Annotated in this window: 17 protein-coding genes; 7 read left to right on the forward strand and 10 right to left on the reverse strand. The window is 59.3% G+C overall.

What is annotated here, in order from left to right; genetic code table 11:
- Nucleotides 1–87: 87 nt before the first annotated feature.
- Entirely contained in the window at nt 88–696 is a 609-nt protein-coding gene (locus tag KHO31_RS32995) for a TetR/AcrR family transcriptional regulator (protein WP_201077989.1), read from the reverse strand.
- A 179-nt stretch (nt 697–875) separates the two neighbouring features.
- Between KHO31_RS32995 and KHO31_RS33000 the strand changes: the two genes are divergently transcribed.
- Nucleotides 876–1,907: a saccharopine dehydrogenase family protein gene (locus KHO31_RS33000; protein ID WP_201085213.1), complete on the forward strand. Its 1,032-nt coding sequence runs from the start codon at nt 876–878 to the stop codon at nt 1,905–1,907.
- Nucleotides 1,908–2,358: 451 nt separating this feature from the next.
- The gene (locus KHO31_RS33005) at nt 2,359–4,326 is read left to right on the forward strand and encodes an NHL repeat-containing protein (protein ID WP_201078000.1); all 1,968 of its coding nucleotides are present in this window, start codon (nt 2,359–2,361) and stop codon (nt 4,324–4,326) included.
- Nucleotides 4,327–4,434: 108 nt separating this feature from the next.
- On the opposite strand, the gene KHO31_RS33010 is transcribed toward KHO31_RS33005, so the two are convergent.
- From KHO31_RS33010 to KHO31_RS33025, 4 genes are all read right to left on the reverse strand, one after another.
- Entirely contained in the window at nt 4,435–5,394 is a 960-nt protein-coding gene (locus KHO31_RS33010; protein WP_236061023.1) for an SGNH/GDSL hydrolase family protein, read from the reverse strand.
- Between the two features lie 292 nt (nt 5,395–5,686).
- Complete coding sequence (locus KHO31_RS33015; RefSeq protein WP_211625228.1) at nt 5,687–6,391, reverse strand: SDR family NAD(P)-dependent oxidoreductase; 705 nt, start codon at nt 6,389–6,391, stop codon at nt 5,687–5,689.
- Between the two features lie 446 nt (nt 6,392–6,837).
- On the reverse strand, nt 6,838–7,341 hold the full coding sequence (locus KHO31_RS33020) for a hypothetical protein (protein ID WP_201078006.1): 504 nt from the start codon (nt 7,339–7,341) through the stop codon (nt 6,838–6,840).
- 65 nt (nt 7,342–7,406) lie between these two features.
- Nucleotides 7,407–8,237: an MFS transporter gene (locus KHO31_RS33025; RefSeq protein WP_201078008.1), complete on the reverse strand. Its 831-nt coding sequence runs from the start codon at nt 8,235–8,237 to the stop codon at nt 7,407–7,409.
- 146 nt (nt 8,238–8,383) lie between these two features.
- Between KHO31_RS33025 and KHO31_RS33030 the strand changes: the two genes are divergently transcribed.
- Complete coding sequence (locus tag KHO31_RS33030) at nt 8,384–9,322, forward strand: LysR family transcriptional regulator (protein WP_201078010.1); 939 nt, start codon at nt 8,384–8,386, stop codon at nt 9,320–9,322.
- Between the two features lie 46 nt (nt 9,323–9,368).
- Here KHO31_RS33030 and KHO31_RS33035 read toward each other — a convergent pair whose 3' ends face one another.
- The 5 genes from KHO31_RS33035 to KHO31_RS33055 form a co-directional block, all read right to left on the reverse strand.
- On the reverse strand, nt 9,369–9,788 hold the full coding sequence (locus tag KHO31_RS33035; RefSeq protein ID WP_236061022.1) for a cupin domain-containing protein: 420 nt from the start codon (nt 9,786–9,788) through the stop codon (nt 9,369–9,371).
- 71 nt (nt 9,789–9,859) lie between these two features.
- Nucleotides 9,860–10,936: a polyamine ABC transporter substrate-binding protein gene (locus tag KHO31_RS33040; RefSeq protein ID WP_236061077.1), complete on the reverse strand. Its 1,077-nt coding sequence runs from the start codon at nt 10,934–10,936 to the stop codon at nt 9,860–9,862.
- 788 nt (nt 10,937–11,724) lie between these two features.
- Nucleotides 11,725–12,036, reverse strand: a complete 312-nt coding sequence (locus KHO31_RS33045; RefSeq protein ID WP_201078014.1) for a DUF4148 domain-containing protein — start codon at nt 12,034–12,036, stop codon at nt 11,725–11,727.
- A 174-nt stretch (nt 12,037–12,210) separates the two neighbouring features.
- Nucleotides 12,211–13,296: an aldose epimerase family protein gene (locus KHO31_RS33050; RefSeq protein ID WP_201085214.1), complete on the reverse strand. Its 1,086-nt coding sequence runs from the start codon at nt 13,294–13,296 to the stop codon at nt 12,211–12,213.
- A gap of 33 nt (nt 13,297–13,329) precedes the next feature.
- On the reverse strand, nt 13,330–14,547 hold the full coding sequence (locus KHO31_RS33055) for a XylR family transcriptional regulator (protein WP_201085215.1): 1,218 nt from the start codon (nt 14,545–14,547) through the stop codon (nt 13,330–13,332).
- A 274-nt stretch (nt 14,548–14,821) separates the two neighbouring features.
- Between KHO31_RS33055 and xylA the strand changes: the two genes are divergently transcribed.
- The 4 genes from xylA (at nt 14,822) to KHO31_RS33075 (ending at nt 20,201) form a co-directional block, all read left to right on the forward strand.
- Nucleotides 14,822–16,144, forward strand: coding sequence for a xylose isomerase (gene xylA, locus KHO31_RS33060; RefSeq protein WP_211625230.1), 1,323 nt, complete (start codon nt 14,822–14,824; stop codon nt 16,142–16,144).
- A 175-nt stretch (nt 16,145–16,319) separates the two neighbouring features.
- Nucleotides 16,320–17,348, forward strand: coding sequence for a D-xylose ABC transporter substrate-binding protein (gene xylF / locus KHO31_RS33065; RefSeq protein WP_201078020.1), 1,029 nt, complete (start codon nt 16,320–16,322; stop codon nt 17,346–17,348).
- A gap of 88 nt (nt 17,349–17,436) precedes the next feature.
- Nucleotides 17,437–19,005 (forward strand): D-xylose ABC transporter ATP-binding protein, encoded by a 1,569-nt coding sequence (gene xylG, locus KHO31_RS33070; protein WP_201085217.1) that lies wholly within the window; start codon nt 17,437–17,439, stop codon nt 19,003–19,005.
- Nucleotides 19,002–20,201 carry a sugar ABC transporter permease gene (locus KHO31_RS33075; RefSeq protein ID WP_201085218.1) on the forward strand — a complete coding sequence of 400 codons (1,200 nt, stop codon included), beginning with the start codon at nt 19,002–19,004 and terminating at the stop codon, nt 20,199–20,201. Before xylG ends, KHO31_RS33075 begins: the two co-directional genes overlap by 4 nt.
- Nucleotides 20,202–20,254 lie beyond the last annotated feature (53 nt).

Genomic DNA, 20,254 nt, shown 5'->3' on the forward strand with positions numbered 1-20,254 from the left:
TAGGAACCGCGAAGGTTCAAATACGCCTGCATCGCGAACCGGATATCGCGTTTCCTGTCAATTCTTCCCCGAAGGTCCCGGCACGAATCAGCCAGGATTGTCCGCGACCGGGATCAGGGCAAGCGCCGCCGGCAGGAGCGGTTGCGCCGCATCCTTTGCAAGCTGTCCGTAGACGTAGGCGCCGTCGATAAGAAGTGCGATCTGGTTGGCCAGATTGTCGGGCTTGGCAACGCCGATTTTCCTCGCTAGCGCACCGAGGCGGCGGCGCAGTTCGATCTTGTGCCTGAGGGCCACCACCCGCGCGGGATGCTCCGGCGACGGAAACTCGGTTGCCACATTGAGAAATGGGCAGCCGCGGTATTTCGGTGCAGCGATGTCACGCGCGATCCACTGCAGGTGAGCCTTGAGTTCATCTCTGGGGGCGTTCCGATGGCGCGTCGCGGTCTTGTCCCAGGCGGCCCAATAATTCGCGTCATCTCGCTCGAGCACCGCGGCGACGAGTTCGTCTTTGGTCGTGAAGTGCCGATAGAGGCTGGTCTTCGCAACCCCAGACCGTTCGACAACGAGATCGACGCCGACGGCTCTGACGCCTTCCTGATAGAACAGATCAGCCGCCGTATCGAGTATGCGTTCCCGAACGCTGGTGGAACTGGTGGTTCCGGCTTCTTTTGCTGTAGTAGGTGTGCCTCTGCTCATGGCAATTCCTCTGAGAGACCAAAACTTTTTGCTTGGTGGTTACTGTACCAGGATATCTCTTGACACGCTACAGATCTGTAGCTTAACCTCCGAAAAAACATACAGGTCTGTAGCGTTGTTGCTTCACCAAACTGCTGTCCGGCCGTTCGAAAAAACACCATAACAACTGGAGGTCTGCAATGACGTTAAATCAAACCGTGGCCGTCTTCGGCGCGTACGGCCACACCGGCCGCTTCGTGGTGTCGGAACTGGTCAGGCGCGGCTGGCGCCCGATCCTTTCTGGACGCGATGCCAGCAAACTGAATGCCCTCGGGGCGGCTTATCCCAGACTGGACATTCGACCTGCGTCGGTAGATGACCCGGATTCACTCGACCGGGCGCTTGCGGGTGCGGCCGCTGTGATCAATTGCGCCGGTCCGTTCGCCAGCACATCTGCGGCCGTGATCGAAGCTGCGTTGCGTGCGCGGATTCCCTATCTGGACGTCGCCGCGGAGTTAGAGGCCAATCTGGATACCTTCGCGCACTACGCCGAACGGGCGCGCGATGCGGGCATCGTTATTGTGCCGGGGATGGCATTCTTTGGCGGCTTGGGCGACCTTCTTGCCACGGCGGCAATGGGCGATTGGACGGCTGCGGACGAGATCTGCATCGCCTACGGGCTCAGCAGCTGGAAGCCCACGCCCGGCACAAGGGCTGCGGGGCAGGTTTCGAGGCAGCGTAGAGATGGGCGGCGACTTGTCTTTGCGAATGGGCAGATGGCGTTCCGCACGGACGCAGCACCGATTGGCGAATGGCAATTCCCTGCACCGCTCGGAACCCAGCCGGTCGTTGGAGAATTTACGATGGCGGACACGGTGACGATTGCGCGCCATCTGAAGACACCCGAGATACGCTCGTACATGACGGCCGTGGCAGTTAAAGATCTGTTTGAGCCGGACCTGTCGCCGCCTGTCGCGGTCGACGAGAGCGGACGCTCCGCGCAAACCTTCCTGGTCGACGTGGTCGTGCGGTCGGGAGGCAACGAACGCCGCGTGTCGGCAAGCGGTCAGGATATCTATGCAATCAGCGCGCCCCTTGTGGTCGAAGCGGCCAGCCGTGTCGTCAGTGGACTGGTCAACGGGGCGGGCGTGTTCACCGCCGGCGAGGCCTTCGACGCACGTGATTTCCTGGAATCGCTCCGTGGGGAACATCTGGCATTGGAGATGTCCTGAGTTCTGCACCGGCTGTCTAACGTCACCCTGTCAGTGAAGACTGTCATGTTTGGCATAGGTCGACTCCCACCCGCCGCCACCCACCTTGCATAGCGTGATCAGGTTGGCGTCGGGCTTACTTTGCTCAAGATTGCTCTGCGCGTCGTCCACTTCTCGCCAGGCCTCAAGTTCGACGCGCACGTGCGATTCGGCCGACTGAGTAAGCCCTGCGGACGGCCACGTGCGGTAGCGCACACACGCTCTTGAAACGCTCAGAAATTCGGCTGAAAAATGCCTAGATTTCTGACTGGCACCGGGTCGCGCGATATTAGAACGATAAGAAATTTCAGTCGGCCCGGATCGTCTGTCGAACACATCCTGACTAACTCCATTCAAGGGATTTGCCGATGGTTGAAACCTTCGGAATGCCCTTGGTGGCCCTCCTGTGTCAAATGATCTTGGGGCATCACTCATGGTCGCGAAACGAATCTTTGCCGCATTCCTTGCCGCAGCGCTGGTCGCGACGATTGCGCCAGAATCTCAGGCGCAGTACACGACTGACTGGATAGCGAATACGTTTGGAACTAACGCAACGCATGTAGGCAACGCCGCCCGTTCCATGTGGATTGCGCCGGAAGGGGTCATCTACACATCGTCCCTGTGGGATGAAAACGAAGGTGGCGTTGCGATATACCAGAATGGACAAAGCCTAGGTTCTATCGGCGCTCATAGCGATTTTCAGGGCAGTGCGATCACAGGCAACTCTATTGATCTCTTCGTTGCGCTTCAGTTCAGCGCAGCCATCGGCAGTGGCAGTGTCGGGCGATATGATCGAATCACACATGCCCGTGACCTTCTCATCCCCGTCAGCGCGGACACCACCGAACGGCATGCCGATGTAGTTACGGGTCTGGCAACGGCGGGGGCGCTCCTTTACGCCAGCGACTTTCCAGGTAATCGGGTCCGCGTCTTCACTACTGACGGAGTCTGGCAACGGGATATTGCAGCCCCAAGCCCTGGTGCGCTCGCCATTGACGGAGCAGGAAACATCTGGATTGCGGAGAAGCGCGCCAACAGGGTGCTTGGGTTCCGTCCGAACGGAACGCCGCTGCCGAAGATTCAGATGCCAGTCGGCTCAAGACCGTCGTCCCTGTACTTCGACCCAACTACCGGCAACATGATGGTAGGCGACGAAGGTCCTGACATGAACATCAAGGTCTATAGCCTGGTTGGTGTTCCGTCACTAGTCAGCACGTTCGGAATTCAGGGCGGCTATCTCGACACTACGACCGGGATCAAAGGTCAGGTCGGGGCCAGGCGTTTCACCGCCGTCACCGGAATCGGTAAGGATTCCGCTGGAAATCTGTATGTGCTCAATAACCCGTGGGGCGGAACATGGGATCTTGGCCGCACTGGCGGCACGGACATTCACTCCTACGACAACGCCGGCAACCTGCAATGGAAGCTTCAGTCTCTCAACTTCGAGGGGATCGCCGCTCCGGATCCGGGTACCGACGGCGCCTACTTCTACGGGGGCGACAACATCTATACCGGCTCCGCTGGAGGAACCTTCGTAGCGAACACTGTCGATCCAATTGACTATCCATCCGATCCACGAATGAACATCAACGACCCGGAACGCGGTGAGCAATTCGGCCAAGTCGCCACCGTCGGCACCAACCGGATCCTCGTGGCGGCCGGCCAGAATCCAGATATCTTCTACTTCTTCCACTTCAACGCTGCGAACGGCTACATCGCAATACCGGACGTCACGATTCCGGGTACAGCGTTTAATACAACGGCAAGGATCCGCGATGGATTTTGCCTTGACGGCAAAGGGGACGTCTGGGCCGGTTTGGATAAGACGAATGCCATCTGGCACTATCCGCTGACCGGGTTTGATGCCAACGGCAAGCCGACATGGGGAGCCGGAATTTCAACGCCCATTCCGGGCACTATCACACCATTGACGCGAATCATCTACCTGCCGGATCGCGACACCATGATCCTGGCGCAGGGAATTGTCGGGAGTACAGATTGGACGTCGATCGGCACGAGGGTCGAGGTGTATCACGGCTGGCTCGCAGGCAACACCACCAGTCCCAGTCCGGTGATCAACATCACCAGCGCCAATCCCAAGTCGATCACGGCAGCCGGCAACTATCTCTTCGTCGGATACGTACACACGGTGCCCAACATCGACGCTTTCAATCTCACCACAGGCAGTCTGGACGTCACGTTGATCAACAGCAGTCCCAATACCGTGTACGTTGGTAACGACGTGGATTCGATGTACGGCCTTAGATCGTACCTCCGATCGACTGGGGAGTACGTGGTCACGAAGGACGACTACAACGGCTCCAGTATCGTTGTTTATCGCTGGACGCCCAGCTCGACCTCCGGGTCCGTCCAGAATTCGCTAGTTTCGCCTTTCAAATAAATGAACGAGTCGTGACGATGTCGCGGGTCAAACTGAATGCTCTGCGCCATGCAGCGGCTCTTCGTTACCGGGCTGGCGTTCGGGGCAACGAAGGGCCAAAGCGGTGAGCTATTTGTGCAACCACGTGTCGATCTTGACCACGACGTAGTCCGCTATGAGTTTTTGCAGATGAGTCGTCGGATGATAAGCGTCGGCGAACATGTAGATGGTGTCAGCATTGGGCGAGACATACGTTGAGCGCGAGCAGAAGAGCGCGCTTGTGTCGTCGGCTTGAAATGCCGGAGGCAGGTTTGCCGGCACGCATGCTACGTTGGTGCCGATGCTGCCGTCGAAGCGAAAACCAAGTTGGCGATAGTTCTCCGATACTTCATCAATGAACGTGAACGCGTCGATCCGCAGCACGGCCGGCGATGAAGGGAGCGCGTCATCCAGCGCGGTGTTGAATACCTGCGCCATACGCCGAAGCACTTTTGTGGAGCCCGGCAGTTGCTGCTCGAGCAGGTTAGCGATCGGCGCCTTGCTGATATCCGGCACGTTTTGAACAACGATATGTGTGGCGCCGTGTTGTTGCACGTTGTGAACCAACCCCGCGAATTGTTGCGCTGCCTGTCTCAGTGAAGGGAGCACTGCCTGCAACGAGGCGCCCGGATCGCCGCCGTTCGCAACCATTCCCGCCCATGCGCCATAGGCATCCTGAACGTCATTGGCCCCGCCTTGCATCAGTACGAGTTGCTGGCCGGTGAAGCGTGCATGCGACTGAAGGTAGGCGGCCACCTGTAAGGTCAGTGGAGTCTGTAACTCGCCGGTGTCGCCGGTTGCGTCGCCGGGGTTCGGCGGCCCGGCGACTCGGGCGCCCCCTTGGGCGTAGCCAAATCCTTCCGGATGAACGACGCTCGGTTGCCCGAAGCCGCCCGTCAACGCGGGTGTGAGGCCCGATCCATAATGTTCCGCGATAAGCTGTACGGAGATGGCGCCCGGATTAGTGGTGTAGGCGCCGCCGCCGAATTGTCGGGCGTACGCGTAGGTGCCAACGTCCGAAAGACTGTCCCCGAACGACACGACCTGCATGTGACTTCGTTGCGGATCGGCAGAGTCGGCCGATGCGTTCGATGAATGAGACAAACCGATGACACTGCATGTCAATGCAAGGAACGCGAAACGACGGACTGTCTGCATGGGGCACTCCGGGTAGTGTGGTGTATCGAAGAATAACCTTGTTACGCAGTAAGCACTACCTCGATGCTTGATCCTTGTACAGCGGAGCGGTGGGCAGTCAATCCATTTACCGTCTTCGACGTTGTTCTCAGCCCGTCAAACTCCTTCGACGCACCTGCGTTAGCCCGCTAATTTTCGTCGCCGCTCACCAGGGAACGACTCTTCCCAGGTAATCCAGATAATGTAATCCGGAGCGCGCTTCGTAAGCCTCGATCGTGTTCAGCAAGTTGGGGATACTTTCCTCGATACTCAGACGCGCGTCAGGACCGCCCATGTCCGTCCTTACCCATCCAGGCGCCATGAGTAGCAAGGTTCTCGGGTCGCTTTGATGGCGCGCCGCAAAGCTACGCATGAACATGTTGAGAGCCGCCTTACTGCCCCGGTACACCTCGTAATTGCCGTTAGTGTTGTTGGTCAGGCTGCCCTGCCCTGACGACATGACACCGATTGTTCCAGTCGGCCGAACGAAGTACTGAAGCGCCTCGATTACTCTCATCGGACTCAACGCGTTCGTCACCATAACGCGCACAAATTCCTCGGTCGAGACATCGGCGATCGTTTCGCGGTCGTCGTTTTTGACGCCGGCATTCACGAAAAGTACATCCAGTTGCCGATCTTTAAGACGACCGTGTAACGCGGCGACCTGGTCGGGAATCGTAATATCGACTACTTCAACTTCCAGCGCGCCCTGGGTGCGTTCGGAAAGTTGGCGCAGCTTTTCTGTTGAGCCCTCCCGCCCGGTGGCGATCACTCGCCAGCCACGCTTGAGGTATTCCTCGACCATTGCGAATCCCAGGCCGCGGGATGCGCCGATGAGGAGGACGGTTTTCTGCGGAGAGTTGTCTTGCATGGATAGCTCCCTGTGAGTGAGACCCGACGGAACGTGGGTTTTACGGACCCCGCGCCCGGTCACGAGTCGATACATGGAATATATCGACGGGACAGACATGGCGGAAGACGCAGCAGTGGCATTAATAACGTGCATCCAGCGCCACGTCTCGGACGAACGATTGTCGCCGTCGTTCCGAGTTTTCCCGCCGCGCTCGCTGTGGTGCGAGCCTCCTGTTCATCGCTGGCTCCGCCAACTGGTGCTAACTGTATGTCGGGAACGGCTGCGCCTGTGAAACGGCAGTCTCCCGCGCACGCGCATAAACGAATCCAACTGGCTGGAAGGGAACTCGATGGCGGATACCGGGTTCATCCGGGTCGATTGACCAGTGAGCAGTGTAGAGCGATCTTGGCAACCAGCAGCGTCACAGACCGCTTAGGTTGACGAATTATCGATCGCTGGAAAGATCAATAGCTCCGAGCCATCTTGGCCTGAGGGCGTAGCAGCAGATAGAAGGCAGCGACATGCGTAATCATCAGCAAGGGCACGTAGATGATCGGAATCGCATACGTGGCGCCGAACTCTCCCGCATGCGCAGGAAGATCGGCCTGGATAGCGTGGTAGTAGTCGAGGATGAGGTCGGTCGCTCCTACAACGTTGAAGGCTACGACGAACAACCAGAAGAGTGACCGTACTCGTGCTGTGAGTAACGCCAGCATCGCCAGAATTCCTGTTGCGAAGTCACCGTATGCGGCGAACACGGCGAAGCTGGCAGGCAGATCGGGGCTGACGATGCCCGGCAGAATGAATACCAGCCCGAAGAAGCGGAAGCTGTGCAAGGTGGCGATGATGCGTTGCGCGTCGAATGGGTCCATCGACTTGAGCCTGGGCCAGACGTATAGGCGGAAGCAAAGCAGCCAGGCGACATACCCCAGGACGAGATGCAGTTGGAAGAGAAGTTCCGGTGACATGTTGCCTCGCATGAAAAATGGTTGCTGCCAGGTGTTGTCTGGCGCATTGAAGGATAGGAACGCGATCAGCCAGCGCGTCGCCGCATCAGTTGGCGCAGCGACAGCGCGTGCAGCAGGATCGAGCTTGGCACCACGAAAGCAGGGGTCAGCACCGCAGGATAAGCACCGGCGCCGATGCTCGACACGCTCGGAACGATCAACTGGAACCGGCCGGGCGAGGTGATCATCCCCAAGGCAATCGCGACGACGAAGTCGGCGAGGCCGAAGATGTTCCACGCGATCGCCGCCTTGCGCCCTTGAGCCGTACCGCTCGCCACAGCGATTGCCGCAGGCACCGCGAACAAGCCGGTCAACACATCGCCCATACCCGCCGGCAACGCGAACACACCGGGCAGCGCCCCATGCAGCCAGGCAGCGAGGGCCCAACTGCCAAATATCCGGTAAAGCTGAAGAGCGACAAGCCAGGTCGCCGGCATCGCATCGAGCGCCTGCCCCACGCGCTTCGACAACAGCAACAGTGGCGCGCCGATCATCACCGGCAGGAAGATCGCCAACGGTAGCAACGGCAAGGGTGAGGCGTCCGCGCGAAACACGCCATTGATGGATGCGCTCCAGGCAACGGCGAACCAAAGCGTGTCTGGGATCATGACCGCCAGCCAGGTCGTGCGGCGTTGGCCCGGCGTCAGGTCCGTGCTTTCGAGGCCGAGCCACAGACCGCCTGCGATAAGCGCATGGGCCATCAGTTGGTGGGCTGTGGTCTGAACGCCGCTGGTCGGGATAATCGGTTGCCAATAGATCAACACAATCCACAGGACCGTCAACGGGGCGATCCAAAGCAGGCTGCGCCAGGCAGGACGCAGCGTGACGATACCAGCGGGAATAGGGGTGGCGGTCATGAGCGTTTCTCCATGTGACTCTGGGTCTTCGTCGGCGTGGCCTCGAACAATGCAGTGAGAGTCGACGTCGGCGTGACGCCTCATCTGCAGGCGTAGGTGTACCATGGCCTCTCGCGGGCGACTATTCATCACAATGTTGACGGGCTATGAAGCGGAACTTCACAGTCAGGCAAGGCGCGCTCGATGGCGTGGAGGTGTTCCTGAGCGTTGCCCAGCATCGCAGCTTTCGCCGGGCAGCTGCTGAACTCGGAGTGACGCCTTCGGCCGTCAGCCAGACGGTGCGTGTACTTGAAGCGCGCATTGGCGCAGCGCTCTTCATACGCACCACGCGTAGTGTCGGCCTGACCGAAGCTGGCGAGCGGTTTCTTTCGCAGGCAAAGCCTGCCTTCGACGAGCTTGTCGCCGCGAGTGAGGTCGCGCGCGGACTTGGCCAGCGGCCTACCGGATTGTTGCGTCTTTCAGTGCCGCGCGCAGTGGTGCCAATCCTGCTGGAACCGCTGATTGCATCCTTCTGCCGGGCTTATCCCGAAGTTGAAGTGGAGATCGCCGCAAGCAAGGAGCTGATCGATCTTGCAGCGGAAGGGTTCGACGCCGGCATCCGGCTGGGTCAGTTTGTCGACGCCGACATGGTCGCCGTACCGTTGACGCCACCGTTTCGTCTCATCGTCGTCGGCAGCCCTGCCTACTTTGCAGGGCGCAGCCGGCCCAGGCACACGGACGATCTGCGCCAACACGCATGCTTGCGATGGCGGCGATCCAGCGGCGCGCTCGCGCTCTGGTCATTCAACGACAACGGTCACGCGATCGAGATTGCCGTATCCGGCCCCCTCATCGCCAACGATTTTCCTACCATGCTTGGCGCGGCAGTCGAAGGCATGGGCCTTGCCCAGCTACCTGAGCCGATGGTTGCTGAAGGGTTGAAAGCGGGAACACTGGTGCACGTGCTGGAGCCGTTTGCGCCGGTGATGCCGGGCGTATTTCTCTACTATCCAAGCCGCCGGCAGATCATGCCGAAGCTGCGCGCCTTCATTGATCACGTGAAGAGCCGCCCGGCAGGCCAGGGCAAAGTCCCGGATACAGGGTGACTATTGGCGTGCCGGGTTGCGGGAAAGAGGCGGCGGTTTTCCTTTCCTACCCCTTAAACTCCACCGAAACAAAAACCTTCTTACACGGTTCAACCACTTCCCACGTCCCCTTAAATCCCGCCGGAATCAAAAACCGATCCCCAGCCCGCACGGTCTTCGCTGTCCCGTCCGCATCGCGAATCACGGACACGCCCTCAAGGATCTCGCAATACTCACTCTCGGTGAAGTTCACCGTCCACTGACCGCAGGCTCCCTCCCAAACCCCCGCCGCCAGCTGCCCACACGGACTGGCAAAATGCGTGTGAACCGCTTGCAAAGGATTGCCGGAAAGAACCGCTTCCGCCTTCGGCATATACTCCGTACTTTCCTTGGCAGGCTGCGCAAAATCTACGATATTCAAAATGCTCATAATGGTTTGAATGCAAACAGGGTTAAAAATAGAAGTTTCAAAAAAGGCGTAGCGCACACACCCACTGCATGCGCTACGCTCAAAAGGAGTCACCTAACATCACCAAAGCACAACGCAACAGCCAACGCTCAACTCCCCGACTTCAACTGCGCCCACAGCCGGTTCTCAAGCCGCATGATCGGCGCAGGCTGCGGCCGCATTAACGTCATCTTGTTCAGCACAGCCTCAGGCGGATACACATTCGCATCTTGCTCAATCGCGGGCGTCACAAACTGCCGAGCCGCCCGATTCGCAGTCGGATAGAAAACTTCATTCGTAATCGCGGCACTCACTTTCGGATCTTCGATGTAGTTCATCCACTTCATCGCTGCTTCCGGATGGGGCGCATCTTTCGGAATCGCCATCACGTCCATCCAGATCAGACCGGCATCCTTGATGTTCGAGAACCGCACCTCATACGAACGTTTCGCTTCCGACGCGCGTCGCCGTGCAATCCCGACATCGCCCGAATACCCTAACGCCACGCAGATATCGTTGTTCGCCAGATCGTTGATGTAGCCGGAAGAATTGAACTGCGTGATATACGGTCGCACTTTCTTCAGCATTTCATACGCAGCCTGGTAGTCACCGGGATTAGTGCTGTTCGGGTCTTTGTGCATGTACTGAAGCGCGGCAGGGAAAACGTCCGCAGCCGCGTCGAGGAAAGACACGCCGCAGCTTTTCAGCTTCGAAAGATTCGCCGGGTCGAACACCAGCGACCAGCTATCGAGAGGCGCATCCGCGCCCAGCACTTTCTTCACAGCCTGGACGTTATAGCCGACACCATCCGTACCCCACGCCCAAGGTACGCCGTATTGATTGCCAGGGTCCGCATCGGCAATCAGTTTCATCAAACCCGGATCGAGGTTCGCGAGATTCGGCATCTTCGATTTGTCGATCTTCTGGTACACGCCGGCTTCGATCTGGCGCGCCATATAACTCGATGTGGGCACAACGATGTCATACCCGGAGCTGCCGGCAAGCAGTTTGGCCTGCAGCGTGTCGTCGCTATCGTAGCTGTCGTATTTCACAGTGATGCCGGATTGCTTCTCAAAGCCGGAGATCGTGTCTTTGGCGATGTAGTCCGACCAGTTGTAGACGTTGATCGTCGTGTCCGCTGCGCGTGCAGCGTTCATTGGCGTTAATGCGGTCAGCGAGCACAGCATCGTGCCGGTGAGCGAGAGAAGCTTGGCATGACGGATCTTCATTCGACTATCTCCTTGATTCGATCTTCAGTTTTCGCCGCAGCGCAGGCACAGATGTGCGAGCGTGACGACCCACACGTCCGTATGTCCGGCATGAATGCGGACGCAAAGGGACGTGATGCCGCCTGCCGCGGCGCAAGCGCACAGCAGAGCTAAGAGGGACGTAGATAGGCGAGCGCTATAAGCCGGGCAACGCTAGCAAGGCAAATGCAAAGCGCGGACCGACAAACGCGTTGCAGGCGTTCGACCGTTAAATAGACGGTCTATCGCACGCAACACTTGCTCGCGAAAAGAGAAGGGGGCTAAGGCAGAAGCGACGCGATTTCGTCAGTTCGCACCGCAATGGCTGCGGGAGCTGCAATGACGTTGTGTCGACGCACAGAGCGACGCGACAACACGGTATCAATGGACAGGGGGCGGGATGGCGAAGCGCAGCGACTCCCCTGATGAGCGTTCGAACAGCCGGACAGGAACGTTCTTTCCCGACCAGGCTGATATCTCACCAATGGACCACGGACTTTCACGATGGAACCCGAAGCGACGTTGAGTAGAAGTCCTCGCTGATCTGAATCGACCGCACTGCGAGAACCACCAAACTGCCGCCCTAGGATATATGAGCCATTATTTTCGTCAAAGGATTTTCTTACACGGTGCCGTCATCGTCATGCACAGTGAAACGCGTTCGATGCGAGCGCATGCTTCAAGCATGGCTCGCATCGAACGACGCAACGAAAGACAACGGCAGCGTTTTACTGACCGTCCATCTGCATGGGTTGAGCGGGATTCGCGACCGGTGCAGGCGTGCCGGTTTGCGACGACCCGTTTGCCGAAGAACCATAGCCGGTGGTGTCATGCTGTGCGGCTACGCGTGCTTCAGCGGCCTGGATGTCCGCGGGGTAGGTGGAATCAGTTGCCACAGCGGGGTTATAGCCAGCCTTTTCAATCTGGATCAGTTGCGCCTTGACCTCAGCGCGGGTCAGCGGTTGTTCGGACTGTGCAAACGAAGCCACCGGGGCTGCGATGGAAATGACCAGCGCGACTGCTTTGATCAGCGATTTCATGATGCTTCCCTCCGGGAATTGTTTTATCCGGCGCCACAAACTGTGTTCGGCGACCTATGGAGGGATTCTAGGAAGCGGGTGATCCAGGGCAAACCCCTAAACGGGTAATTCAGTCTTGCTGCAAACGATAAGTCGGCGTTATGTAATGCTCTTCGTAAGATATGAAGAATTGCTTCAGACTCCAGAACGTACGCCCACTCGATACGCCGTCACCTGCCGGTATGCGTTGCCGGGCCGCACGATAACCTGCTCCTGCTCAGCCATATTGACCTGGTTCGGAAAGCCGCCCGCTTCGAGACAAAGTCCCGCGTGCGGTTGGTACGCGATGCCGCCGCGTCCCCTGTCGCCATTCAGCGCATTGCCGGTATAGAGCTGTAAGCCGCGCTGATCGGTCGATACGGTCAGCTCGCGCCCGCTGCCAGGGTCGTACGCGCATGCAACCTCGCGTATCCGCAACGCGCGGGCTGCCGTCGTGGCGTCAGCCGTGTCACACAGCACATAACAGTGATCGAAGCCGCCAGCCCTCGCAAGCTGCGCGTGCGGCCAATCGAGCCGTGCGCCGATCGGCGCACTTTGTCTGAAGTCGAACGCATTGCCCGCTACGCTGGCAAGCTCGCAAGGAATCATCGACGCATCGACTTCGAAGAACTGCTCGGCATCGATCGACAACACATGTCCGCGAATGTCGGTATCCCGCCGACCCGTCAGGTTGAAGTAGGGATGGCTCGTCAGATTGAGTGGGGTCGCTGCATCGGTGATGGCTTCATAGTCGATCGTCAACGTGCCGTCGTCGTCGAGCGCGTAACGCACTTGCACCGTTACGTTGCCTGGAAAGCCGGCGTCGCCTTCGGGTGATTCCAGGCGCATGACCAACGCGCCGTTGTCTTCGCTTACATCCCACAGCGCGCGATGAAAACCCTGTGTGCCGCCATGCAGCAGATTCGCACCTTCGTTGCGATCGAGCGTGTACTCAATGCCGTCGAGCGTGAAACGCGCATCGGCAATGCGATTCGCCCACCGGCCAATCAGTCCGCCCATGTAGGTGGTGGCCGCAACATACTCGGCGGGCGTGTCGTGGCCGAGCAGGATGTCGCCGAGACGCCCCGCGCGGTCGGGCGTATGCCACGAGACCAGCGTCGCGCCCAGGTCGCTGATAGCGACTTTCATGCCGTGCGCATTGCGCAGCGTGAAGAGCCGCACAGGATCGCCGCCGGGCAGCGCGCCCCACGGCTCAGAAGAAAGTGGTGCGATGCTGATCATGTCGTCGGTGGAGATAGGAGATGAAAGGCATGCTCAGCCCGGTGCTGCCGTCGAATTGACACGGTCCTGGTATTCGCGCGGCGTACAGCCGAGTTCACGGCGAAAAACTGCGTACATGTATTGCAGCGACGTGAAGCCACAACGGATCGCCACCTCGGCGCTGGATGCATCGCGCTTCGCGAGCAGCGCTTTCGCGACGTCGAGCTTGTGGCGCAGGATTTCCTGATGCACGGTGCATTGGCGTTCGCGCCGGAAATACTCTTCGAGCGACGAACGCGACACACCCACGTAATCGGCAACCTGTTCGGTACGAATGCCCTGGCACGCGTACTGACGGATGAAGTGCCGCGCGCGCATCACATACGGACTCGCGAGCGGCTGGTGTTTCGTCGATTCGAGCACATTGATGCCAACCGGCGGCACGAGAATGCGCCGCCCCGGAAAACGCGCCCCGTGCAGCATCTGATGCAGCAAGTGGGCGGCGGTGCGTCCCATCTCTTCGGTGCCTTGAATCACAGAGGAAAGCGGAATGCGGGTCAACGTACGTGTGAGCGGATCGTTGTCGATGCCGATGATCCCCACCTGTTCGGGTACTGGAATGCCTGCGATCAAACAGGCTTGCAGCAGATGCCGCGCGCGGGCGTCGGTGACGGCAATGATGCCAACCGGCTTCGGCAATTGGCTGAGCCATGCGGTGAGTTGCTCGGTTGCCTGATTCCACGACGGCGCGCTGGTGGACAGGCCGCGATAGATCTCGGTGCCGATCTGCTCGGCGCTGTGGCCGTCCGCGCTGCGCAGGTGAGCGAATGCCAACTCACGTTGCTGCGCCCAGCGATTTTCTTGCGCCTGCGGAAGGCTATACAGCGCGAAGTGTTCGAGACCTGCGCCGATCAGATGCGTGTAAGCAAGCGAAACCAGCTTGGCGTTATCGGTCGCGATATAGGGTAAGTCCGGGGGATAGTGCGCCGGGTCTTCGAACGATGAACCGATTGCCACCACCGGCAACGGACAATCGCGCAGCGCTTCGCCCACAGCGGGATCGTCGAAATCCGCGATGATGCCGTCGCCGTCGAAGCGCTCGATACCCGTCAGCCGGCAGCGGAAGTCTTCTTCGAGGAAGAGATCCCACGCCACCCGCGTCGACAGCAGGTAGTTGCCGATGCCGGTGATGATCTCGCGGTCGTACACCTTGTTCGCGTTGAACAGCAGCGCGATCCGATGGGTCGTCTGTGGTGTTTGCGGACGGGTCATGGCAGTGGGCGGCGCGCGGATCGTCGGGACTCGCGGCGCCTTCGTCTCCTGTGAGGTGCGCACCGAAGGCGGCACCGTTTTTAAGCGTCTGGTTATTCTAGGCCGCGAAGATCGCCCCGGTGTGAAACAAACGCATGGGCGGTAAGAAACATCAAGCACGCTGCGCAATTTCGCAATTGCCGATGCATCTTGCAAGCGGCAGCATGGCGTCACCTTGTCGACCGGCGCGGCGATGTCGCACGGGTTGCAGTGCAGCATAAATCTGGAGACGTTGATGTCCTACTTCGAACATATTCCCACGATCGGCTACGAAGGCCCGCAGTCGGATAACCCGCTTGCGTATCGCCATTACGACAAGAGCAAACTCGTGCTCGGCAAGACACTCGAAGAACATCTGCGGATTGCCGTCTGCTACTGGCATACGTTTGTATGGCCGGGTGTTGATATCTTCGGGCAAGGCACGTTTAGGCGTCCATGGCAGCAGGCCGGCGATGCCATGGAACGGGCGCAGCAAAAGGCCGACTCCGCATTCGAGTTTTTCACGAAGCTCGGCACGCCGTATTACACGTTTCACGATACCGATGTCGCGCCCGAAGGTAACAGCCTGAAGGACTATAGCGAGAATTTCACGCGCATCGCTGACTATCTGGCGCGCAAGCAGCAGGATACCGGCATCAAACTCTTGTGGGGCACCGCCAATCTGTTCTCGCATCCGCGCTACGCAGCAGGCGCGGCGACAAGTCCGGATCCGGAGATTTTCGCGTTTGCCGCGACGCAGGTTCGGCACGCGCTCGATGCAACGCAACGGCTCGGCGGCGAGAATTATGTGTTGTGGGGTGGCCGCGAAGGCTACGATACGCTGCTCAATACCGACCTCGTACGCGAACGTGATCAGCTTGCCCGTTTCCTGCATATGGTGGTCGAGCACAAGCACAAGATCGGCTTCAAAGGTGCATTGCTGATCGAGCCGAAGCCGCAGGAGCCGACCAAGCATCAGTACGACTACGACGTGGCGACCGTACACGGCTTCCTGCTGCAACACGGTCTCGAGAAAGAGATTCGCGTGAACATCGAGGCCAATCACGCGACGCTTGCCGGTCATTCATTTCATCACGAGATCGCTACCGCTTACGCGCTGGGTATTTTCGGCAGCGTCGACGCGAATCGCGGCGATCAGCAAAACGGCTGGGATACGGACCAGTTTCCGAACAGCGTCGAGGAACTGACGCTGGCTTTCTACGAAATTCTCAAGCACGGCGGCTTCACCACCGGCGGCATGAACTTCGACGCGAAGGTGCGACGGCAGAGCGTCGACGCAGAAGATCTGTTCTTCGGCCATATCGGTGCAATCGATAACCTGGCGCTTGCCGTCGAACGGGCAGCGACGTTGATCGAAAACGACCGTCTCGAGCAATTCAAACGTCAGCGCTACGCGGGCTGGGAGTCGGAGTTCGGCCGCAAGATCCTGAAGGGCGACTATTCGCTCTCGACGCTGGCCACGGATGCATTGACGCGCGGCCTGAATCCACAGCACGCGAGCGGTCGGCAGGAGCAGTTGGAAAACGTTTTGAATCAGGCGATTTACAGCAGGCGATAAAGAGGCACCACGAAGTAAAGGTCACAGAAAGGCGAGAAGAAATACATAAATAAATCGCGCGGCCACGTCGATCGCGCGAAGAAAAGAAGCTTTGGGTTGTCGCTTGTCCGGTCCTGTGGCTCGCAGCACGGACCGTCCAATCCGGTATTCCGGCTATCAGAACAAGGAGTGAGACATGAAATTCGCAACGCGTCGTACCGTACTGAGTTCGCTCGTGTGTGGAGCGATGCTCGCCAGCCTGTCGCTTGTCGCGCCGCTCGCGCATGCAAGCAAGGACCATCCGGAAATTGGCTTCTGCATCGACGATCTGCGTGTCGAACGCTGGTCGCGCGATCGTGACTATTTCGTTGCAGCAGCAGAAAAGCTCGGCGCCAAAGTATCGGTGCAATCGGCTGATGCGAGCGAAGAGCGACAGATTTCACAAATCGAAAATCTGATCTCGCGTGGCGTCGACGTGATCGTGATCGTGCCGTTCAATTCGAAGACCCTCGGTAATGTGGTCGCCGAAGCCAAGAAGGCGGGCATCAAGGTCGTCTCGTATGACCGCCTGATTCTCGACGCTGACGTAGATGCCTATATCTCTTTCGACAACGAGAAGGTCGGAGAACTGCAAGCGCAAGGTGTCTACAACGCGCAACCGAAGGGCAACTACTTCATGCTCGGCGGCGCGCCGACCGACAACAATGCAAAGATGTTGCGTGAGGGCCAACTCAAAGTGTTGAAGCCCGCGATAGACAAGGGCGATATTAAGATCGTCGGTCAGCAGTGGGTGCCGGAGTGGAGCGCGTCGACGGCGCTGCGCATCGTCGAAGATGCGCTCACGGCGAACAACAACAAGATTGACGCGATTGTTGCCTCGAACGACGGCACCGCAGGCGGGGCGATTCAGGCGCTTGCTGCACAACACATGGCGGGCAAAGTGCCGGTGTCGGGCCAGGATGCCGATCTTGCAGCAGTGAAACGCGTGATCGCCGGCACGCAGACCATGACCGTGTACAAACCGCTGAAACTGATCGCAGGCGAAGCGGCGAAACTCTCTGTCGCGCTGGCAAGGGGCGAGAAGCCAGCCTTTAACGCGCAGTACGACAACGGCAAGAAGAAGGTGGACACGGTGCTTCTGCAACCCACGTTGCTCACCAAGAGCAATGTCGATGTAGTCGTCAAGGACGGCTTCTATACCCAGGCCCAGCTCGCAAGCCAATGAGCGTAACGAGTGCGCGGTCCAAGCCGGTGTGCCGGGCATGTGTCAGGCACATCGGCGCGACCGCGCGCCTTGCAGCGAGGCATAGCGAATGAGCGAACCATTACTGGCGATGCGCGGCATCGTCAAAGCGTTTTCCGGCGTGAAGGCGCTCGACGGCATCGACTTGACGGTGGCGCCAGGCGAGTGCGTCGGCTTGTGCGGAGAAAACGGCGCGGGCAAATCGACGCTGATGAAAGTACTGTCCGGCGTCTATCCGCACGGCACCTGGGATGGCGAAATAATCTGGGAAGGCGAACCGCTGAAGGCTGCGAGCATAAGGGACACGGAACGCGCCGGCATTATCATCATCCACCAGGAGTTGATGCTGGTGCCGGAGCTTTCTGTGGCGGAGAATATCTTTCTCGGCAACGAAATCACGCTGCCAGGCGGCAGGATGAACTACGCCGCCATGTACCAACGCGCCGATGAACTGCTGCGCGAACTCGGCATAAGCGGCATCAACTCAGCTCAGCCGGTGATGAACTACGGCGGCGGCCACCAGCAACTGATCGAGATCGCGAAGGCGCTGAACAAGCGCGCAAAACTATTGATCCTCGATGAACCGTCTTCGTCGCTGACTGCAACGGAGATACACATCCTGCTGGATATCGTGCGTGATCTGAAGCGGCGCGGTGTCGCCTGCGTCTACATCTCGCACAAGCTCGACGAAGTAGCGGCCGTGTGCGACACAATCAGCGTGATTCGCGACGGCCGCCATGTCGCGACCGAGTCCATGCGCGCGCTGACCACGGACCGCATCATCTCCTTGATGGTGGGCCGCGAAATCAAGAACCTGTTTCCGCGTGAACCGCATCCCATCGGCGACGTGATCTTCGAAGCGCGTCACGTGACCTGTTTCGATGTCACCAATCCGCGCCGCAAGCGGGTGAACGATGTGTCGTTTGCGCTGCGACGCGGTGAGATTCTCGGCGTTGCCGGTTTGGTCGGCGCTGGGCGCACGGAACTGATGCAGGCGATCTTCGGCGCGTATCCCGGTGTGAGCGAGGCGACCGTGGTGATGGACGGCAAGCCGTTGAAGATTCGCGCCCCTGTCGACGCGATTCGCGCCGGGATCGGCATGGTGCCCGAAGATCGAAAGCGCCATGGCATCGTGCCGGGTTTGAGCGTCGGGCACAACATCACGCTTGCGGTGTTGCAACGATTCGCGAAGGGCGGCCGTATCGATTCCGCCGCCGAACTCGACACGATTCACACGGAGATGAAGCGGCTCTCAGTGCGCGCGGCACATCCGATGCTTTCGATTGCGAGCTTGTCAGGCGGCAATCAGCAGAAGGCCGTGCTGACGCGCATGCTGCTGACCGACCCAAAGGTGCTGATCCTCGACGAACCGACGCGAGGTGTCGACGTCGGTGCGAAGTTCGAAATCTACAAACTGATTTTTCAGCTGGCGCACCGCGGCATGTCGATCGTGATGGTGTCATCCGAATTGCCTGAAGTGCTCGGTATCAGCGATCGCGTGCTGGTCATCGGCGAAGGCGAATTGCGCGGCGATTTCGTCAACGACGGCCTCACGCAAGAGGACATTCTCGGCGCCGCAATCCGTCCTGTGCAGCGATCCCTCAACCCGACCGCACCAACCGAAGCGAGTGCCGCATGACTCCCGACGTCACTTCCCAACCCGCCGACGGCGCTGCGTCGCGAGGCGCATTCGGTGGCCCGCAGCGCATTCAGCAACTGTTCGCGCGTTACAAGATTCTCGCGTTGCTGATCGCCGTGGCCGTGATCTGGATTTTCTTTTCCTTTCTGACACACGGCGCGTTCGTGACACCGCGCAATCTGTCGAATCTGCTGCGGCAGATGTCGATTACCGGCATGCTCGCGTGTGGCATGGTGTTCGTGATCATTGCGGGTGAAATCGATCTGTCGGTCGGGTCGTTGCTGGGTCTGCTCGGCGGTGTCGCGGCGATTCTCGACGTCAACCGGCATTGGCCGATCGGTGTCACCGTGCCCGTGGTGATGCTGCTCGGCGTGCTGGTCGGCATGTTCAACGGATGGTGGTCGACGTACCGGCGTGTGCCTTCGTTTATTGTTGGCCTCGGCGGCATGCTGGCCTATCGCGGCATTCTGCTCGGCGTCACCGGCGGTTCGACGATTGCGCCGGTCTCCGATGGGTTTGTGTTTGTCGGTCAGGGGTATTTGCCGCGCCTGGCGGGCGATACGCTGGCCGTCGTGCTGTTTGTCGTACTGGCCTTTCTGACTGTGCGGCAACGAAGCAACCGTGAGCGTTACAAGTTGCGGGTGGTGCCGATCTGGCAGGACGTCGCGAAAGTGGTCGGGGCGGGCGTGATTCTGGCCGCGTTTGTTGCCACGCTCGATCGTTATGGCGGCATTCCTGTGCCGGTTCTGCTGCTGCTCGCGCTGTTGGGCGTTTTCACGTGGATCGCGACGCAGACCGTTTTCGGTCGGCGCATCTATGCGGTGGGGTCCAACCTGGAAGCGACGCGGCTCTCCGGCGTGAATACCAACCGCGTGAAACTGGCCATCTTTGCACTGATGGGACTGATGTGTGCGTTCGCAGGGATCGTCAATACGGCGCGACTCGCGGCCGGCTCACCGTCGGCAGGATCGATGGGCGAGCTCGACGCCATCGCCGCGTGTTTTATCGGCGGGACATCGATGCGCGGCGGCTCCGGAACGGTCTACGGTGCGTTGATCGGCGCGCTGGTGATGGCGAGTCTGGACAACGGCATGTCGATGCTCGACGTCGACGCGTACTGGCAGATGATCGTGAAGGGCAGCATTCTGGTGCTGGCCGTGTGGATCGATGTGGTGTCGGGGTCGAACCGGCGGTGAGGCATCCGGCGGTGCGTCACGCAAATAGTGACGCACCGTCTACTGAGCGATCA

It is taken from the genome of Paraburkholderia domus (genome assembly GCF_905220705.1).
GTDB lineage: Bacteria > Pseudomonadota > Gammaproteobacteria > Burkholderiales > Burkholderiaceae > Paraburkholderia > Paraburkholderia domus.